Annotated in this window: 15 protein-coding genes; 9 read left to right on the forward strand and 6 right to left on the reverse strand. The window is 36.4% G+C overall.

Annotation, left to right across the window (positions count from 1 at the left end; all coding sequences use genetic code 11):
• Window positions 1-4 precede the first annotated feature (4 nt).
• From L2B55_RS12165 to L2B55_RS12175, 3 genes are all read left to right on the forward strand, one after another.
• Window positions 5-694, forward strand: a complete 690-nt coding sequence (locus L2B55_RS12165) for an SIR2 family NAD-dependent protein deacylase (protein WP_237845982.1) — start codon at window positions 5-7, stop codon at window positions 692-694.
• Window positions 695-786: 92 nt separating this feature from the next.
• Window positions 787-1,980: a class I SAM-dependent methyltransferase gene (locus L2B55_RS12170; RefSeq protein WP_237845984.1), complete on the forward strand. Its 1,194-nt coding sequence runs from the start codon at window positions 787-789 to the stop codon at window positions 1,978-1,980.
• 319 nt (window positions 1,981-2,299) lie between these two features.
• Window positions 2,300-3,061, forward strand: a complete 762-nt coding sequence (locus L2B55_RS12175; protein WP_237845986.1) for a hypothetical protein — start codon at window positions 2,300-2,302, stop codon at window positions 3,059-3,061.
• A 116-nt stretch (window positions 3,062-3,177) separates the two neighbouring features.
• Here the strand turns inward: L2B55_RS12175 and L2B55_RS12180 are convergent, their stop codons facing one another.
• From L2B55_RS12180 to L2B55_RS12195, 4 genes are all read right to left on the reverse strand, one after another.
• Window positions 3,178-3,567, reverse strand: a complete 390-nt coding sequence (locus L2B55_RS12180; RefSeq protein WP_237845988.1) for a hypothetical protein — start codon at window positions 3,565-3,567, stop codon at window positions 3,178-3,180.
• Window positions 3,568-3,802: 235 nt separating this feature from the next.
• Window positions 3,803-4,324, reverse strand: coding sequence for a DUF6580 family putative transport protein (locus L2B55_RS12185; RefSeq protein ID WP_237845990.1), 522 nt, complete (start codon window positions 4,322-4,324; stop codon window positions 3,803-3,805).
• A gap of 57 nt (window positions 4,325-4,381) precedes the next feature.
• Window positions 4,382-4,624, reverse strand: coding sequence for a hypothetical protein (locus L2B55_RS12190; protein WP_237845992.1), 243 nt, complete (start codon window positions 4,622-4,624; stop codon window positions 4,382-4,384).
• Between the two features lie 133 nt (window positions 4,625-4,757).
• The gene (locus tag L2B55_RS12195; protein WP_237845994.1) at window positions 4,758-5,654 is read right to left on the reverse strand and encodes a nucleotidyltransferase family protein; all 897 of its coding nucleotides are present in this window, start codon (window positions 5,652-5,654) and stop codon (window positions 4,758-4,760) included.
• A gap of 282 nt (window positions 5,655-5,936) precedes the next feature.
• Between L2B55_RS12195 and L2B55_RS12200 the strand changes: the two genes are divergently transcribed.
• From L2B55_RS12200 to L2B55_RS12215, 4 genes are all read left to right on the forward strand, one after another.
• Window positions 5,937-7,259, forward strand: coding sequence for a sugar MFS transporter (locus L2B55_RS12200; RefSeq protein ID WP_237845995.1), 1,323 nt, complete (start codon window positions 5,937-5,939; stop codon window positions 7,257-7,259).
• A gap of 364 nt (window positions 7,260-7,623) precedes the next feature.
• A complete protein-coding gene (locus L2B55_RS12205) occupies window positions 7,624-9,048 on the forward strand; it encodes an MFS transporter (RefSeq protein WP_237845997.1) in 1,425 nt (474 codons plus the stop codon).
• Window positions 9,049-9,205: 157 nt separating this feature from the next.
• Complete coding sequence (locus L2B55_RS12210) at window positions 9,206-10,450, forward strand: peptidase U32 family protein (RefSeq protein WP_237845999.1); 1,245 nt, start codon at window positions 9,206-9,208, stop codon at window positions 10,448-10,450.
• A 40-nt stretch (window positions 10,451-10,490) separates the two neighbouring features.
• Window positions 10,491-10,721 carry a ferredoxin gene (locus L2B55_RS12215; protein ID WP_103788451.1) on the forward strand — a complete coding sequence of 77 codons (231 nt, stop codon included), beginning with the start codon at window positions 10,491-10,493 and terminating at the stop codon, window positions 10,719-10,721.
• A 54-nt stretch (window positions 10,722-10,775) separates the two neighbouring features.
• Here L2B55_RS12215 and L2B55_RS12220 read toward each other — a convergent pair whose 3' ends face one another.
• Complete coding sequence (locus L2B55_RS12220; RefSeq protein ID WP_237846001.1) at window positions 10,776-12,818, reverse strand: OPT family oligopeptide transporter; 2,043 nt, start codon at window positions 12,816-12,818, stop codon at window positions 10,776-10,778.
• A gap of 295 nt (window positions 12,819-13,113) precedes the next feature.
• On the opposite strand from L2B55_RS12220, the gene L2B55_RS12225 reads away from it, so the two are divergent.
• The gene (locus L2B55_RS12225; protein ID WP_237846004.1) at window positions 13,114-13,602 is read left to right on the forward strand and encodes a D-glycero-alpha-D-manno-heptose-1,7-bisphosphate 7-phosphatase; all 489 of its coding nucleotides are present in this window, start codon (window positions 13,114-13,116) and stop codon (window positions 13,600-13,602) included.
• Between the two features lie 4 nt (window positions 13,603-13,606).
• A complete protein-coding gene (locus tag L2B55_RS12230; protein ID WP_237846005.1) occupies window positions 13,607-14,704 on the forward strand; it encodes a DUF3810 domain-containing protein in 1,098 nt (365 codons plus the stop codon).
• Between the two features lie 6 nt (window positions 14,705-14,710).
• Here L2B55_RS12230 and L2B55_RS12235 read toward each other — a convergent pair whose 3' ends face one another.
• Window positions 14,711-15,685 carry a hypothetical protein gene (locus L2B55_RS12235; protein ID WP_237846008.1) on the reverse strand — a complete coding sequence of 325 codons (975 nt, stop codon included), beginning with the start codon at window positions 15,683-15,685 and terminating at the stop codon, window positions 14,711-14,713.
• Between the last annotated feature and the right edge of the window lie 145 nt (window positions 15,686-15,830).

Below are 15,830 nucleotides of genomic sequence, written 5' to 3' on the forward strand. Positions count from 1 at the left end.
TATTATGAAAAAACTAGTTGTACTTACAGGTGCCGGCATAAGTGCCGAAAGTGGTTTAAAAACATTCAGGGATAGTGATGGTTTATGGGAAGGTTACGACATCAATGAAGTAGCTACTCCTGAAGGTTGGCGTAAGAACCCTGCTTTGGTGCAAGAGTTTTACAATATGCGCCGAAAGGCGGTTGTTGAAGCAGAACCCAACGCTGCACATTATGCTCTTGCCGAGTTGCAACAATATTTTGATGTAGTAATTATTACTCAAAACATTGATAATCTACATGAAAAAGCAGGTTCAAACAAGGTGATTCATTTACACGGCATCATTACCAAATCACAAAGCAGTTTGGACCCGAACCTTACTTATGACATAGAAGGTTATGAAATTAAAATGGGAGAGAAGTGCGAAAAAGGCTCCCAGCTACGGCCGCATGTGGTATGGTTTGGTGAAGCCGTTCCGATGATTGAACCTGCCGCCCGTGAATGTTCAGAGGCAGATTTGTTTGCAGTCGTTGGGACTTCCTTACAAGTTTATCCGGCTGCTGGACTAATTGACTTTGTTCCATATGAAAGCCCTAAGTTTTTGGTCGACCCTAATACACCTTATGTTTCAGGAAATATCAAAACCATTAAAGAAAAGGCTAGTGTCGGTTTACCACTATTAGTTGAGCTCCTTTTACAAGAAAATGGGGGATAAGCTAATTTTGCCCCCTAAGTTGAGGTATAAAATCAATATATAGCAGATTAAAGCGATTTCACTCATTTTACCTTAACTTTGCTTTTTTACAGATGATGGATAATTCAGTAGTTTACAATACATTTTTTGATCATTTACGTACAAGTTTATCTAACGAAACGTTTGCTAAGCTTACTTTGGCTAAAACTATTGGGAATACCCAGTTATTAAACATATACGTTAAACCGGTTAAACTTAAACAAGAACTAAAACTTTCCCTCACTTATCATTTTCAAACTCAAGATAAGGTTGAAAACTATGATATTGAAGAGGGGATAGAGGTTCTGAAGTCATATATCAACAATCCGTTTCTATCGGCTATATTATTTACCACCCAGGCTGACATTGCATTGAAACTGAATAAAAAGCGTGTTGCTACTATAATTGAATCAAAACCAACCTTTACCCAATCGGTGGCTCAAACGCATGATCAACCTAAAAAACGCTTAATCGAAGCTGACAAAGCTAATTACCTCATGCATTTGGGCATTGTTGATGAAAAGGGCCAGGTTATAAAATCAATGGCTGATAAATACCGTCAAATCAATAAATACATTGAGATTATTGAAGGTTTGGTTAAGAATGCAGCAATAAGTAAAGAGGATTTCCAAGTTATAGACATGGGATCGGGAAAGGGCTATTTAACCTTTGCCTTGTATGATTATTTAGTGAATAATCTGGGTATAAATGCAACAGTTATCGGCATTGAATTAAGAAAAGAATTGGTTGACCTTTGTAATTCCATCGCTCAAAAGTGCGGCTTTAAAAATTTGCATTTTGTTTCGGAACGAATAGAGAATTACAAAACTGAAAAAATTGACCTGTTGATTGCTTTGCACGCCTGCGATACAGCAACTGATGATGCCTTGTATAAGGGTATTAGTGCAGGGGCCCAGCTTATTGTTTGCGCACCATGTTGTCATAAACAAATCCGCAAACAACTTCATTGCTCAACAGAACTTACCCCTGTTTTAAAGCATGGAATTTTTGAAGAACGACAGGCCGAAATGCTTACCGATGGACTGCGCTCTTTATTACTTGAATCACAGGGATATAAATCAAAAGTATTTGAGTTTATCTCTAATGAGCATACACGTAAAAATGTTATGATTGTGGGTAGTAAGATGAAGGATAATAAAAATCAAAGGACAGTTAAAGCTCAAATAGATCAACTAAAATTAGCTTACGGTATTAAGGAACAGCAATTGGAAACCCTATTAATCAATAATGGATTTTATAATGTTTAGTATCAATATTATTAATCTAATAAGGTAAAACAACATTTGAATTAATTTAATATTAGTGCAGCCTCTGTAAAATACATTTACAGAGGCTGTACCATTTTCTACAGTTTTGTATTCACATCTGGCTCTATTGCTAAAAACAAATTTTCAAACTTTACACACATCTATTAATTAGCTAAAAATCAGTAAATTACATTCAAAAATCAAGGCCACTTATGGCCAATCATTAGCTGCCTTATCCCATCATTTTAAAAGTTCTAAGCCTCAAACTTTGCATTAAAAGGTAATTTGATAAGTGAACATTCATTAAACCGTTATTTCTATGGAAAATTTACCAGGTACCTCACGTCATTGGTTGTTATTGCTTATACTATGTGTTGCAAGCATGATAACCCATGCCCAAGGCAAAAAATGGCATTATATAGTTGAACCCTACATATTGTTTCCCAACATGCATGGTACAATAGGCTTAGGAAATTTACCGGATGCAGATATTGATGAAAACCCAGGTGATATTTTCAATCACCTGCAATTAGGAGCCATGCTTTATGCAGAAGCAACAAATAATAAATGGACTATTAGCTCAGACCTACTTTATATGGATCTTGGAGAAGATGTAACGAGCAGTTCCATAATATCCTCTGGCGATGTGGATGCCAGACAATTAGGTTGGGAAGTTGATGGTTTATATAAGGTGTTACCTTGGTTGGATGTAGGAGCAGGAGCAATATTAAATGCCATTAAATCAGAAGCAAACCTAACAGTAAATAGTCCAACAGGCCCTAGTGAGTTGAATCGCGAAATTTCCAAAACCTGGGTAGATCCCGCACTTGTTGCCAGGGCAATGTTTCCTTTAGATAAATGGTTATTTCAATTGCGTGGTAATATAGGTGGTTTTGGTCTTGGTTCTGATCTAGCATGGCAACTGCAAGGGTATGCCACTTATCGTTTCTCTAATCTATTTATGCTAACAGCAGGATATCGCGTATTCAATATTGATTACTCTAGCGGTAGCGGTCAGGATCGTCTTTTATATGATGTTACCACTTTTGGCCCTGTGATTAAGTTTGGATTTAACTTTTAAAGAAAATAATCGATTTCTAGTAGAGTATAGTTTATTATTACAGTGCTAAAGGCTAAAAAGTATTAATCCTTTAGCACTGTTTATTTTATTCCTGAGGAAGGTCGTTGGGTTATTATTTATTCTAATTTAATATTTGACTTTTTAAGCTTCTCCGCTACATAATTCATAAACTTATCCCGTTTTTCAGTACCCATAATGGCATCTAACTGAGCACTTCGAGCAGCTGTTGCAAACTCAGCTAATTTTTCCTTGTCTTCCTCAGTTTTAGCATATCTGTTAATTCTGTCCAAGGTTGACAAATAGCAAACATTCACATTGTCAATATCTTCCAATTGAGTTGGAGTCATTTTGAGTTCATTTTTTAAATACTTCTGATTGTCTTCTCTAAAAGCTTTTGCTTTCATCATTTTTTCTTCTTTTGACAAATCAGACCATTTTTGGTTTTGAGCGCTGGCAACCTGCAAACTAACAAGGGTTACAACCAACAAGAGCATAAACTTTTTCATAACATAAATTTTGATTTTAAAATTTTTCAGCAAAAACATCAGCTAAACAGATGTAAACTTCTTTCAAGTAGTTAGACAAGTCTTAATTTACCAATTTACTCCTGATTTACAAATACCACTACGCATAATTATATGTAAATAAACACTTTGAAGCACCCCCCAATAAAAGGACATAAAAAAACGCCCTTTTAGTTTTAGCTAAAAAGGCGTCTAAAATATATTTTTAAAACTTTAACTAGCGAACTGCTAAAGCCGGATATTGCTTTTCCAGTAAATAAAATCCCCCGAAAAAAATCAGATTAAAGAAAACGGTACCTGCAAGCATATTCCAAAAGAAGGGAATTGCAGCAGTGTAGCATAATAATAATCCTTCAAATGTTTGAGGATACATTGTACCGCCAAACCATACAAAGAAGTTGCTTACAACAAAAAACAAAACTGCAGAAGCCAAAGTTGCAAGTACAACATTTTTAACACCAACTTTATTGCGCAACATAAAGCCTATAATAACAATACCTACAAAACTTGCATAAACAGCAGGTGAAAACCCGTAAGGGATAAACAAGTCGCTGATAAACATTGCAGCCAAAGGCATAATTACAGCTAATCGCTTATCTGCATACATTGCACCTCCAAATAAGGCTAATGAACCAATAGCAGTAAAGTTAGGTGGGTGTGGTAAGAAGCGGGTAATAGCCGCTATTACTATCATTAAAGTTACCACGGCAAAACGCGGATTGATCAGTTTATTTTCCATATATCAAAAGTACTAAAAATAGAGTAGGGTATTAAAATCTATAAAAACTAACGCCAATTAAAGAGCTGACAGCTGTTCCTCAAAATCTGCATCCATTTGGCGAAAGCGATCCATCACTTTAGTAAGAAAATCTTCATTCAGCATTTTCTTTACATCATCCAAACCAAAAATCAGGTCTATTTCGGCTACTTTATAAGTTTGTTCTAAACTGCCCTTCTCAAATTTGATGATAAACTTTTGGTTCATCGCCAAAATACTCACTTTACATCCTGGAAAGGCTATTTCTTCTACAACTCTCATTTTTATTATTCAGTTATTAAATTAATGCAACAAAAGCAAAATTAGCTAACAACACAACATAAATAATAAGAGCCAAGTTGCTACAAAGTAGCGCTTGGCTCTAATTTTTATAATATGTTTCAGTTATTCTATCTTAATTCCACAATTTCTCTGGGTAAACACCATCAGCAATAAGTTTTTTAAGCGAATTACTTACAAACTCCTTGTCTTCAGTATAGGTAACTCCAAACCATGTACTATTAGTTTCAAACACTTTAACACGTGCCGACTTTTCTTCAATCATTTCCTGAACCGGAAGTGGAATAAAGAACTCAGATTTAGGATCGCTAGCGTTTTCTTTTACAAATTCTGCAAAACGAGTTTTAAAACGGTCGAACACATCAGGAGTAAAGCCCCAGAAGTTCATTGAAACAACGGTGCTTTCAGGTAAAACACCTTTACCGCTCTTGTCATCATATTTAATTCCTGTACCGTTGCGTTCAATTTTAGTACGCTCAATTACCTCTGTAAGGAAACCATTTTCAACCTGGCAGCAACCACGAGAAACAGATCCATAATCAGAAAGTGTATTACTCAAAATGTAGCCTACCATTGAATAATCGCCTTCCTTTAAGTCACCTGAAAGATATTTGGCTAAAATTTGGTATGCTTCAGGACCGTAATAGTCATCTGCGTTAATAACTGCAAAAGGCTCATTAATCTTATCAGCAGCCGCAAGTACAGCATGACCAGTACCCCAAGGTTTACCACGCTCTATACCAGTAGGGATAATATCCGAAGGCTCCTCTAAACGTTGAATGGCATATTCAACCTCAACATGTGGTTTTAAGTTCTTATCAAATAAATCTCGAACATCTTGTTCAATTTCTTCGCGAACAATGAATACAATTTTACCAAAACCGGCTTTAACAGCATCGTATAATGAATAATCCATTAAACATTCGCCATTAGGGCCGAATTTGTCAATTTGTTTAACGCCGCCATAACGGCTTCCCATTCCTGCTGCTAAAACTAGTAAAGTAGGCTTCATTGATAAATAGTAATTTCTATAAAGTGGTTTGCATCCAAACGAGCTTAATGCAAGTTTGGAAAGTTAATTAGTTCAAATTCAAAACGGCGTAAATATCAACATTTAAAATTAAAAGCAAAGATAAATTGGCATTATAAATTTCTTAATTAATTGAGAATAATATAAAACGAATGCAGTTTCATTAAGAAACAATTTAAAAAATGTTAAATAATTAGTTTTATTTATGAAAAAACTTAATTACGTTAGCGCCGATAAACATTAAAAACCAAAAGATACTATACAATGTCTGAAATCTCTACTTCAACCCTTGTTGCCGAGGAAAAGAAAACGTCCGCGTCAAGCAGCTTTCTTTCACCTCTTGTGATTATTTGTATGCTGTTTTTCATTTTCGGGTTTGTAACCTGGGCTAATGGAACATTAATACCGTTTTTTAAACTTTCGTTTGGTCTTACAAATGCTCAAGCGTTTTTGGTAACATTTTCCTCTTACATGGCTTATTTCTTTTTGGCTTTACCTTCCTCATGGATTTTAAAGAAAATTGGATTTAAAAATGGAATTATTGTCGGATTATTAATATTAGGCTTGGGATCATTAATGTTTATTCCGGCAGCCCAAACCCGCACATTTGGATTATTTTTAACAGGAATTTTTGTACAGGGAGCAGCATTGGCCTTATTACAAACTGCCTCTAATCCATATTTAACGATTATTGGCCCAATTGAAAGTGCCGCAAAGCGAATTAGTTTTGCTGGTATCTGTAATAAAACAGCAGGTATCACTGTACCTTTCATTATGGGTAGTATTTTTTTGAAAAACGCTGAAACAGTAGAGAAAAAAATTGAGGCAGCAACAGGCTTAGAAAAAGAACAGCTATTAAATGAAGTTCTAAGTCGTGTAAACACACCTTACATTGTTTTGGCGGTTTTGTTCTGCTTATTTGCTGTATTAATTAAATACACCAACTTACCTGAAGTCCAGGTGGAAGAGGATGTTGTTGATGATGCCAGCGGAGAGGTAATTAAACACAAAAGCATATTTCAATTCCCACATTTGTTCTTAGGAGCCTTCTGTATTTTTGTTTATGTAGCTGCCGAAGTTATGGCTGGAGACATTATAGGTGTTTACGGAAAAGCATTGGGAATTAGTGCTGATATTGCAAAATATTTTACAGCTTTAACGCTGTCAGGTATGTTGATTGGCTATATTTTGGGTATTGTTGCAATTCCTAAATATATTTCACAACAGAAAGCATTAAGAATTTGTGCTATTTTAGGAATTATATTCTCTGTACTTGCCTATGTAACTTCAGGATATACCTCAGTAATCTTTATCGCATTATTAGGATTAGCTAATTCATTAATGTGGCCTGCAATTTTCCCGCTTGGTATTAATCACTTGGGAAAATTTACAAAAACAGGTTCTGCAATTATGATTATGGGTATTGCAGGCGGTGCAATTTGGCCTTTATTTTATGCTTTTTTAGAAGATCATTTACACTTAAACTTCCAATTAGCATACTTTATCGCTATCATTCCTTGCTATTTATATATTTTGTATTTTGCAGTTTCAGGACATAAAGTTGGCTTAAAACATAAGTATAACTAAGATTTTATATTTTCTAATCGTAAGGAAGGCTTGCAGACAATCTGCAAGCCTTCCTTCGTTTTAATTCTATCCTTCCAGATCAAATAAATCGATTTAGCATTACTTTTAAATTAATACCTTAACGGTCAATGAGGTTAGTTTTAACTAGTATTTATTTTTTTGATTTTTAGAAATAGTATTTAGATTAGCCATATGAACTTTTGTAAAGAAGTATTTGTGCAAAATTTTTATTTATGTTAACATGCAATTTCAAAAGTTTTAAAATCTTCCTTGACTATTTGCAAAATGCTGAATAAACTAAGGGGAATTTTAGGGACGTTAAACAAACATTGATTTATTCGATAAACACTTACAATCAAAAATCATGACTAACAGTAGTTCAACCAAATCCCAGTTTCTTACGCTGGTAACGGTATTTTTCTTTTGGGGCTTTTTAGCAGCTTCCAATGGGGTATTTATACCGTTCTGTAAATCACATTTCGAGTTGACCCAATTACAGTCGCAGCTGATCGACTGGGCATTTTACTTTGCTTATTTCTTCGGTTCTTTAGGTTTATATCTTATTGATAAAATCGTAGGAATCGATATTTTAAATAAAATAGGTTACAAAATGGGCATCATTTACGGATTGTTTTTCTCTGCTTTTGGAGCGTTGTTAATGATTGCGGCAGTAAACTCCGGCTCATATACCTTCATTTTGGCTTCTTTCTTTGTTATTGCTTTAGGATTCTCACTGCAACAAACCTGTGCCCAGCCATTTGCCATTTCACTTGGTGAACCAAAATCTGGTGCCAACCGATTGAGTTTTGCCGGTGGTGTTAATTCATTTGGAACAACTGTAGGTCCTATTATTGTTGGTTACTTCTTATTTGGAGGCCCAGGAGGTGATGCTTCTAGGGTAGAAATTACCTCTGTAAATACTATGTACATGATTTTAGCGGGACTGTTTGTTGCTGTTGCTTTATTCTTCATGTTCTCTAATCTTCCCAAAATTACCCACGATGAACATATTGAGCCAGGTTTAGGAGCGTTGAAATACCCTCAATTGGTTTTAGGTATGGTCGGTATTTTTATCTATGTAGGTGTTGAGGTTACTATTCAGAGTAACATGGGCGCCTTGTTAAAATTGCCTGAGTTTGGTGGTTATGAAGAATCTCAAATTGCTCACTTTATTTCATTATACTGGGCCAGTTTGATGATTGGACGTTGGACAGGTGCTATTTCAGTATTTAATTTTTCTTCGTCAACCAATAAAATTTTGACTGTTTTCATTCCTTTCATTGCCTTTGCAGTTGCTTTGGGTGCAAATTATTTAGGCGGACATCCTATCAGTGATTTATATCCGTATGCGTTCTGTATTGTATTGTTTATTGTATGTTACTTTATAGGTGAAGATAAACCAGCAAAAACGCTTTTGATTCTTGCTTTATTTGGTGTTGTTGCCATGTTAATTGGTTTATTCGCAAAAGGCGCCGTTGCTAAGTTTGCCTTCATCAGTGGTGGTTTAGCATGTTCTATCATGTGGCCTTGTATTTTTGCTTTGGCTACAGCTGGCTTAGGTAAATACACCAGCCAGGGGTCAATGTTCTTAATTATGATGATTCTAGGCGGGGCAATCATTCCATTAGTTCAGGGAGCTATTGCCGATAGCAGTATAGGTATTCACCAGTCATATTGGATTGCCGTTGTTTGTTTTGCTTATCTTGCATTCTTTGCCGTTCGTGTAAAAGGTATCCTTAAAGCGCAGGGTATTGATTATGAACAGGAAGCGGTAGCGGCTGCTCACTAATAATATTCGATTTATCTTATCTAAAAAGGGATTTCTGCAATGAAATCCCTTTTTGTTTTCTGCAATTCCCAGCTTGCGGTGTACAAATCGTATTACTCACTAACCATCTTCCAATTACGAGTGAAAACAACTATCTTTGCAGGCTGATTTTTTTGTAATGCAGAATACTAACAGATATATAGAGCTGATGGCTCCCGCCGGTAATTTCGAATCGTTGCAGGCTGCTATCGACAATGGTGCAGATTCGGTGTACTTCGGTGTTGAGCAGTTGAATATGAGGGCTGTATCATCTATTAATTTTGTTTTAGAGGATATTCCTGAAATTGTTGCCCGCTGTAAACCCAAAGGTATTCGTACCTATATCACCCTAAATACAATTGTTTACGACCATGATATGAATATGGTTAAAAACATTGTGGGTGAAGCAAAGAAACACGGAATTACGGCAATTATTGCCGCTGACCATGCTGTTATTGCACATGCGCGCAGTATTGGCATGGAAGTACATATTTCAACACAGGTTAACGTTACTAATGTTGAAACTGTTAAGTTTTATGCCCTGTTTGCTGATACGGTTGTTTTAAGTCGTGAGCTAAGTTTGAATCAGGTGAAAAAAATCACCGATGCCATTGAAAAAGAACAGATCAAAGGCCCTTCTGGTAAACTGGTTGAAATTGAAATTTTCGGTCATGGGGCGCTTTGTATGGCCGTATCTGGAAAATGCTATTTAAGTTTGCACACTCATAATTCTTCTGCAAACAGAGGTGCCTGTCGCCAAAACTGCCGCAAAAAATATGTGGTTACTGATGAAGATGGAATTCAGTTAGAAATCGATAACGAATACATCATGTCGCCGCAAGATTTATGCACTATCAATTTCCTTGATAAAGTATTAGATGCAGGTGTGAGTGTATTAAAAATTGAAGGACGTGGACGTGCTGCCGATTATGTGGCTACAACTATAAAATGTTACCGCCAGGCTATTGACTCTTATAAAGAGGATAGCTACTCTAAAGAAAAAGTTGATAACTGGATGGAGCAATTGGCAACAGTTTATAATCGTGGTTTCTGGAGTGGCTATTACTTGGGCCAGGAGCTAGGAGAATGGACAAAGGATCATCCCGGATCACATGCGACTCGTAAAAAATTGTTTGTTGGAACTGGAGAACATTACTTTACCAAAGCCGGAATTGCTCAATTTAAACTTGAAGCATTTGACATTAAAGTAGGTGATAAAATGTTAATTACCGGACCTACTACAGGGGTTAAAGAATTTGACATTGACAAACTGATGGTTAATGATGTATTTGCTGAACAAGCTGTAAAAGGCGATCAGGTTACTATACCTCTTGATTTTAAAATCCGTAAGTCTGATAAATTATATAAGTTAGTAGAAGCATAGAGCGAGGTTGCACACAGTTAAAGTGTGATTACAAAACATTATGGTTATTATTACGCTGCAACGCGAAAAGTGCATTGGTTGTAATTATTGCGCAGAACTTGATCCGGAGCATTTTCGAATGTCGAAAAAGGATGGAAAGTCAAACCTACTGCACTCAGTTGATAAAAAGGGATTTCATACAGTACGCGTTCCGCATGATTTTGTTTTTGAACAGGTAGAAATCGCTGCTAATGCTTGCCCAGTGAGAATAATTAAAGTAAGTAAAATATAAGAAGAGAGGCTGTTTAATTTTTTAAACAGCCTTTTTCAATATATGTTCAAATTATTAATCTCTTTTCATAGCTATACGATATAAAACTAGCCCCATAAAAGCAAACAACAGTGTTCCCAACAGCTGATATCCTCCAGAACCTAGAGCAGCTGTTAATGAATCCTGCCAACTGACTGCTTTTAATTGTTCTTCAAATAAAACCTGCGCAAAGGCAATTAACACTCCTGCAACAGCTCCTCCGGCAACCAATCCGGTAGCAAACAGACTTCCTTTTCCTAATTCTTCGTCTTCATGGCGATTTTCCTTCTTCATTTTCCAATCAACCAATCCTTTAATTGCCCCACCTACAAAAATTGGCAGGGTAGTAGACAAGGGCAGATAAGCTCCTACAGCGAATGATAATGCATTAACCCCACACAACTCAATTGTAATGGATAAAAACGCCCCCACTAAAACATATTGCCAATCAAGATTAAATGACAACAAACCACGAATTAAAGTAGCCATTAATGTTCCTTGCGGAGCAGGAAAAGCTTTAGTACCGATAGTATGCATAACTCCTTCTCGCATTGCCGCCTCAGTAGGGGTATCCAACATTTTGATTGTGGCGCCAATAACGACTGAGGAAACCACTGCGCCAATAAACAGCGCTATTTGCTGATATTTAGGAGTTGCTCCTATGATAAATCCGGTTTTTAAATCCTGAGAAGTAGCCCCGGCATTGGCAGCAGCAATACAAATTATAGCACCTATTACCAAAGCCATTGGCTCGAAAACTTTTCCAGTCCAACCGATGCTGATAAAAATTAAACATGTACCCATCAAAGTTGCGATGGTCATACCCGAAATAGGGTTGGAGCTTGATCCTATCAGACCTACAATTCGACTTGAAACGGTAACAAAAAAGAACCCAAATACAATTACTAAAACCCCAATCAGCAACTTACCTATTAAAGAGCTGCTAGGTATTTGAGGCATAAACAAAACCAATAATACCAGAATAACACTACCAATAATGACCACTTTAAAAGAAAGGTCTCGCTCTGTCCTTGAAATTCCATCGCCCGATTGACGATCCTTCAATGACCCGATACTTTCTTTAAATGAGCGAATAATAGTTGGAATACTTTTTAACAAAGTCATTAAACCTCCTATGGCCACTGCGCCAGCACCAATTTGCCGTACATAAGCATAATAAATTGCCGATGCGGTATCTTCAAAAGTTTTATTAACAGGATTCCAACCCAAATCGCCTCCTCCAGTAGCTAAATCCTTCATGTAACCCAACTTGATTAATTGCGTTGCAATAGCTTCACCTGGAACCAATGATGCAAGCAAAGGAATCAAACCTAACCAAGCAAGGACACCACCTGCTACTAATACCCCTGCAATACGGGGACCTATAATATAACCCACTCCTAAGTATTCAGGAGTAATTTCACCATTAACGGTAGCGGATGGAAAAAATTTATCAGTTTGCTTAGTGGCCCATGTAGGAACAGCAGCTATCAGATTGAATATTTTCTGAAATACGGCATAAACAATGGCAAACCCTAGACCTTGGTAAGCCGTTTTAGAAAAGTCGCCGCCCTTTTCACCGGCAATTAATACCGATGCACATGCTGTACCTTCAGGGTAGGGAAGATTTCCATGCTCCTTAACAATTAGCGACCTGCGCAATGGAATCATCATTAAGGTGCCCAAAACTCCACCCATTGCAGCTAAGGTAAATATGGTAAGATAATTAAAGTAATCAGCACCAACACTTTTTCCTCCATCACCAATGGACAGAAACAGAAATGCAGGCAAGGTAAAAGCCACACCAGATGCAATAGATTCGCCTGCAGAGCCAGTTGTTTGGATAATGTTGTTTTCCAGGATAGTGGTCTTAAAAAGTTTTCTACCCAGCGAAATGGCCATTACTGAAATCGGAATGGATGCAGAAACAGTGAGACCGGCTTTAAGAGCCAGGTACACATTGGCTGCTCCGAAAATAATACCAAATATTCCGCCCAATAATATGGACTTGACTGTAAACTCGGCCAAATCAGAGCTGGCAGCAACATAAGGCTTAAACTGAGGTGTAGAATCTTGCATGTTTTAATTTTTGTTTTCTTTCACTACAAAATCATGTAAACAACTTAATATCTGTTGGTTTCAATAGTGAAAGTAATCAGGTTTCTTGGTTATCTATTTTAGTAAAGATATTTAATTCTTTGTAGTTACAAAACGTTGCTTAAAGTTCAATACTACTGGCAAAAACCAATATTCCATGAAGTTTGGTTTATGGTTGAAACAATAAATAAAGTTTTAAATCATCATATTTGCAAAGGGATTTAAGGAAGAATAATGTTATTCCTCCAACAAAATCAAATTCAATTTAACAAGCAATATGAACAAGGCAGTTTTCCTCGACCGAGATGGCGTTTTAAATAAAGAACTAGGTGATTACGTTTGTACGTTGAATGATTTTCAAGTTCTGGAGCACAATTTCGAGCCGTTGAAAGTTCTTCGTGACAGGGGATTTTTACTGATTGTAGTGACCAATCAAGGAGGGTTAGCAAAAGGTTGGTATACCGAAGCTACTTTGCAAAGCATGCACACCGAATTACGACGTATTTATGCAGAGCATGGTATTGAATTTGCTGAAATTTACTACTGCAATCATCACCCTGAATACACAGGCAGTTGTTTTTGTCGAAAACCAGGATCTTTACTACTGGAAAAAGCTATTGCACGGTTTAATATTGATAAAACAAAATCATACTTTATTGGCGACCGTGAACGGGATGTTATAGCAGGAGAAAATGCTGGTGTTACAGGAATTTTAATTGATAGTGATCAACCAATTTCAGAAATTATGCACTTAATTACCGCCTGATTGTATGTCTAAACAGTTTCAAATAGCTTGTTACAAAGTATTGACATTGCTTTTAATATTCACTTTGTTCAGAATATTATCTAGATGGTCATTCTTTATCGATCATATTTACCATGAGCATTTGTATAAAGCTATTTCTACTGTGCAGCGTTTAATCACAGGCTGGTTGCCTTTTAGTTTTGGAGACATACTTTATACGATAATTATCTCAATAGCTTTAATTGGAATCATTCGTTATATAAAACACTTAATAAAACAGAAAGAAAACCGTTTTTCGGTTATTGGTTTAGGCTTTTTGAACAGTTTTTCATGGATAATTTTAGCCTACCTAATCTTTCAACTTTTATGGGGGTTTAATTATTTCAGACAGCCCTTAAGTGAACAACTTAATCTCAATACTGAAAGGGGAGACAAAGAGCAATTACATAAACTAGCTCAATTTTTAGCTGCCGAAGTAAATAAAACTCATTTACAGCTCACCGGCGATTCTTTAAAACAATACCGATCAAACAAAGGAGCCCAGGAGCTATATGCAATCGCTCAACGGGGTTACCAACAACCGGATTCATTTTCGATCAATTATTTTTCTACAAAAACATCGGTTTATAATATATTGATGAATTATGCCGGAATTGCTGGTTATTACAACCCGTTTTCGGGTGAAGCGCAGGTGAATACCAACCCTCCTCAATTTACCCAACCTTTTACCATTTGCCATGAAATAGCACACCAAACAGGGATCTCTGCTGAAGAAGAAGCTAATTTTGTTGGTTACCTGACCGCCCTGAAAACAAACAATTCTTTCTTTAAATACTCAGCTCAGCTTGAGGCTTTCATATACACCGCATCAGAATTGGGGAGATTGGACTCAGTAGCACGCAAACAATGTTATTTAAGTTTAAATAAGGGGGTCAGGGCAGACCTTAAAGAATACCGTGCTTTTTGGCGTAAATATGAAAATGCTGTTGAGCCTTATATTGAATGGTATTATGACTGGTTCTTAAAATCGAACAATCAGCCAAAAGGCATAAGAAGCTATAATGAATTTGTGAACTTGCTACTAGGTTACTATCAACACAATAAAAAGGGTGACAAAAAATAGCTGAAACTATAACGGCCCTTTCCCTTGTGTACCCATCTGGTATACAACTGAAATAGATGGCCCATTATATCCCCACTTTAAGTTTGCTTTCTTACTGTTTTTCTCCATATCTATTTTGAAATTAAACCCTGTATAACCAAGAGTTACCCCAACTCGTTCCCAGGCCCTATACTTAACAGCCAAATTGGCTCCAATAATTTGTCCTTTAATGTCTTCAATTTTAAGTTGAAAGTAATCTATTTCTCCCAATACAGCCCATTTTTGAGAAAAAGCATAGCCACCCCATAATCCAAAATCGGGTAGGGGAGCTGTAAAACCATAATCAGTGGCTGCATTAAACCCCTGGGTATTTCCCTGCCCTGCAATACCAGCATTCATCTTAACCAAATGAAAACCAAAGGACGCACCAGCCTCAACTTTTGGATTAGAAATAAACGCGTAACCATAAGAGAACCTCAAAATATCTGTATCAAAAAAAGCATCAACATTTGCATTTACAGGATAAATACTGTCTCCAAAATGGATTTCTTTGTCAAGAGTTCCAGATGAACTCCGATGGATCGTGAAATAATTAAATTCGAGCTTATGCCTTTTTCCTAAATGAGTACTAAATCCCAAAAGGAAGGTTTGTGTATTCTTATTAAGATTTAAATCGTCTTCGAAATCAATCTCTGTTCCTGTTGAACCGTCAGAAGCTCCTACTTGAACCTTAGTATTATTAATAGGGAAGAAACCTCCTCCAGTAACGGAGAACTTACTTACAAACCAAGGTTTATTTTCTATCTTCTCTTTGGCTGTTTGCCCCTTCTCCTTCATTAACGGCGAGGTTGCATTTAAGAAACTTATCTTCAGAGGCGGTGATTTTAGGAAAGTTTGAGCATCCAATTTATATGAATTTGGCTCATAAATAACTTGAGCATTGCTATTGTTTATCACACCAAACAACAACAATGAGAGAGAGTAGATTAAATGTTTTTTCATGAAGCAAGTACTTTCTACCTAATATAGTCATAATCAATAAGTTTATAAATATCAGTATTAGTTTTTTTAAGTATTTTTTATCACAAATTTCAGAATTACGAAAAAAGTCGGCTTTATAGGCCGACTTTCATATTACTAAACTTAT

Source organism: Solitalea lacus, from assembly GCF_022014595.1.
Taxonomy (GTDB): domain Bacteria; phylum Bacteroidota; class Bacteroidia; order Sphingobacteriales; family Sphingobacteriaceae; genus Solitalea; species Solitalea lacus.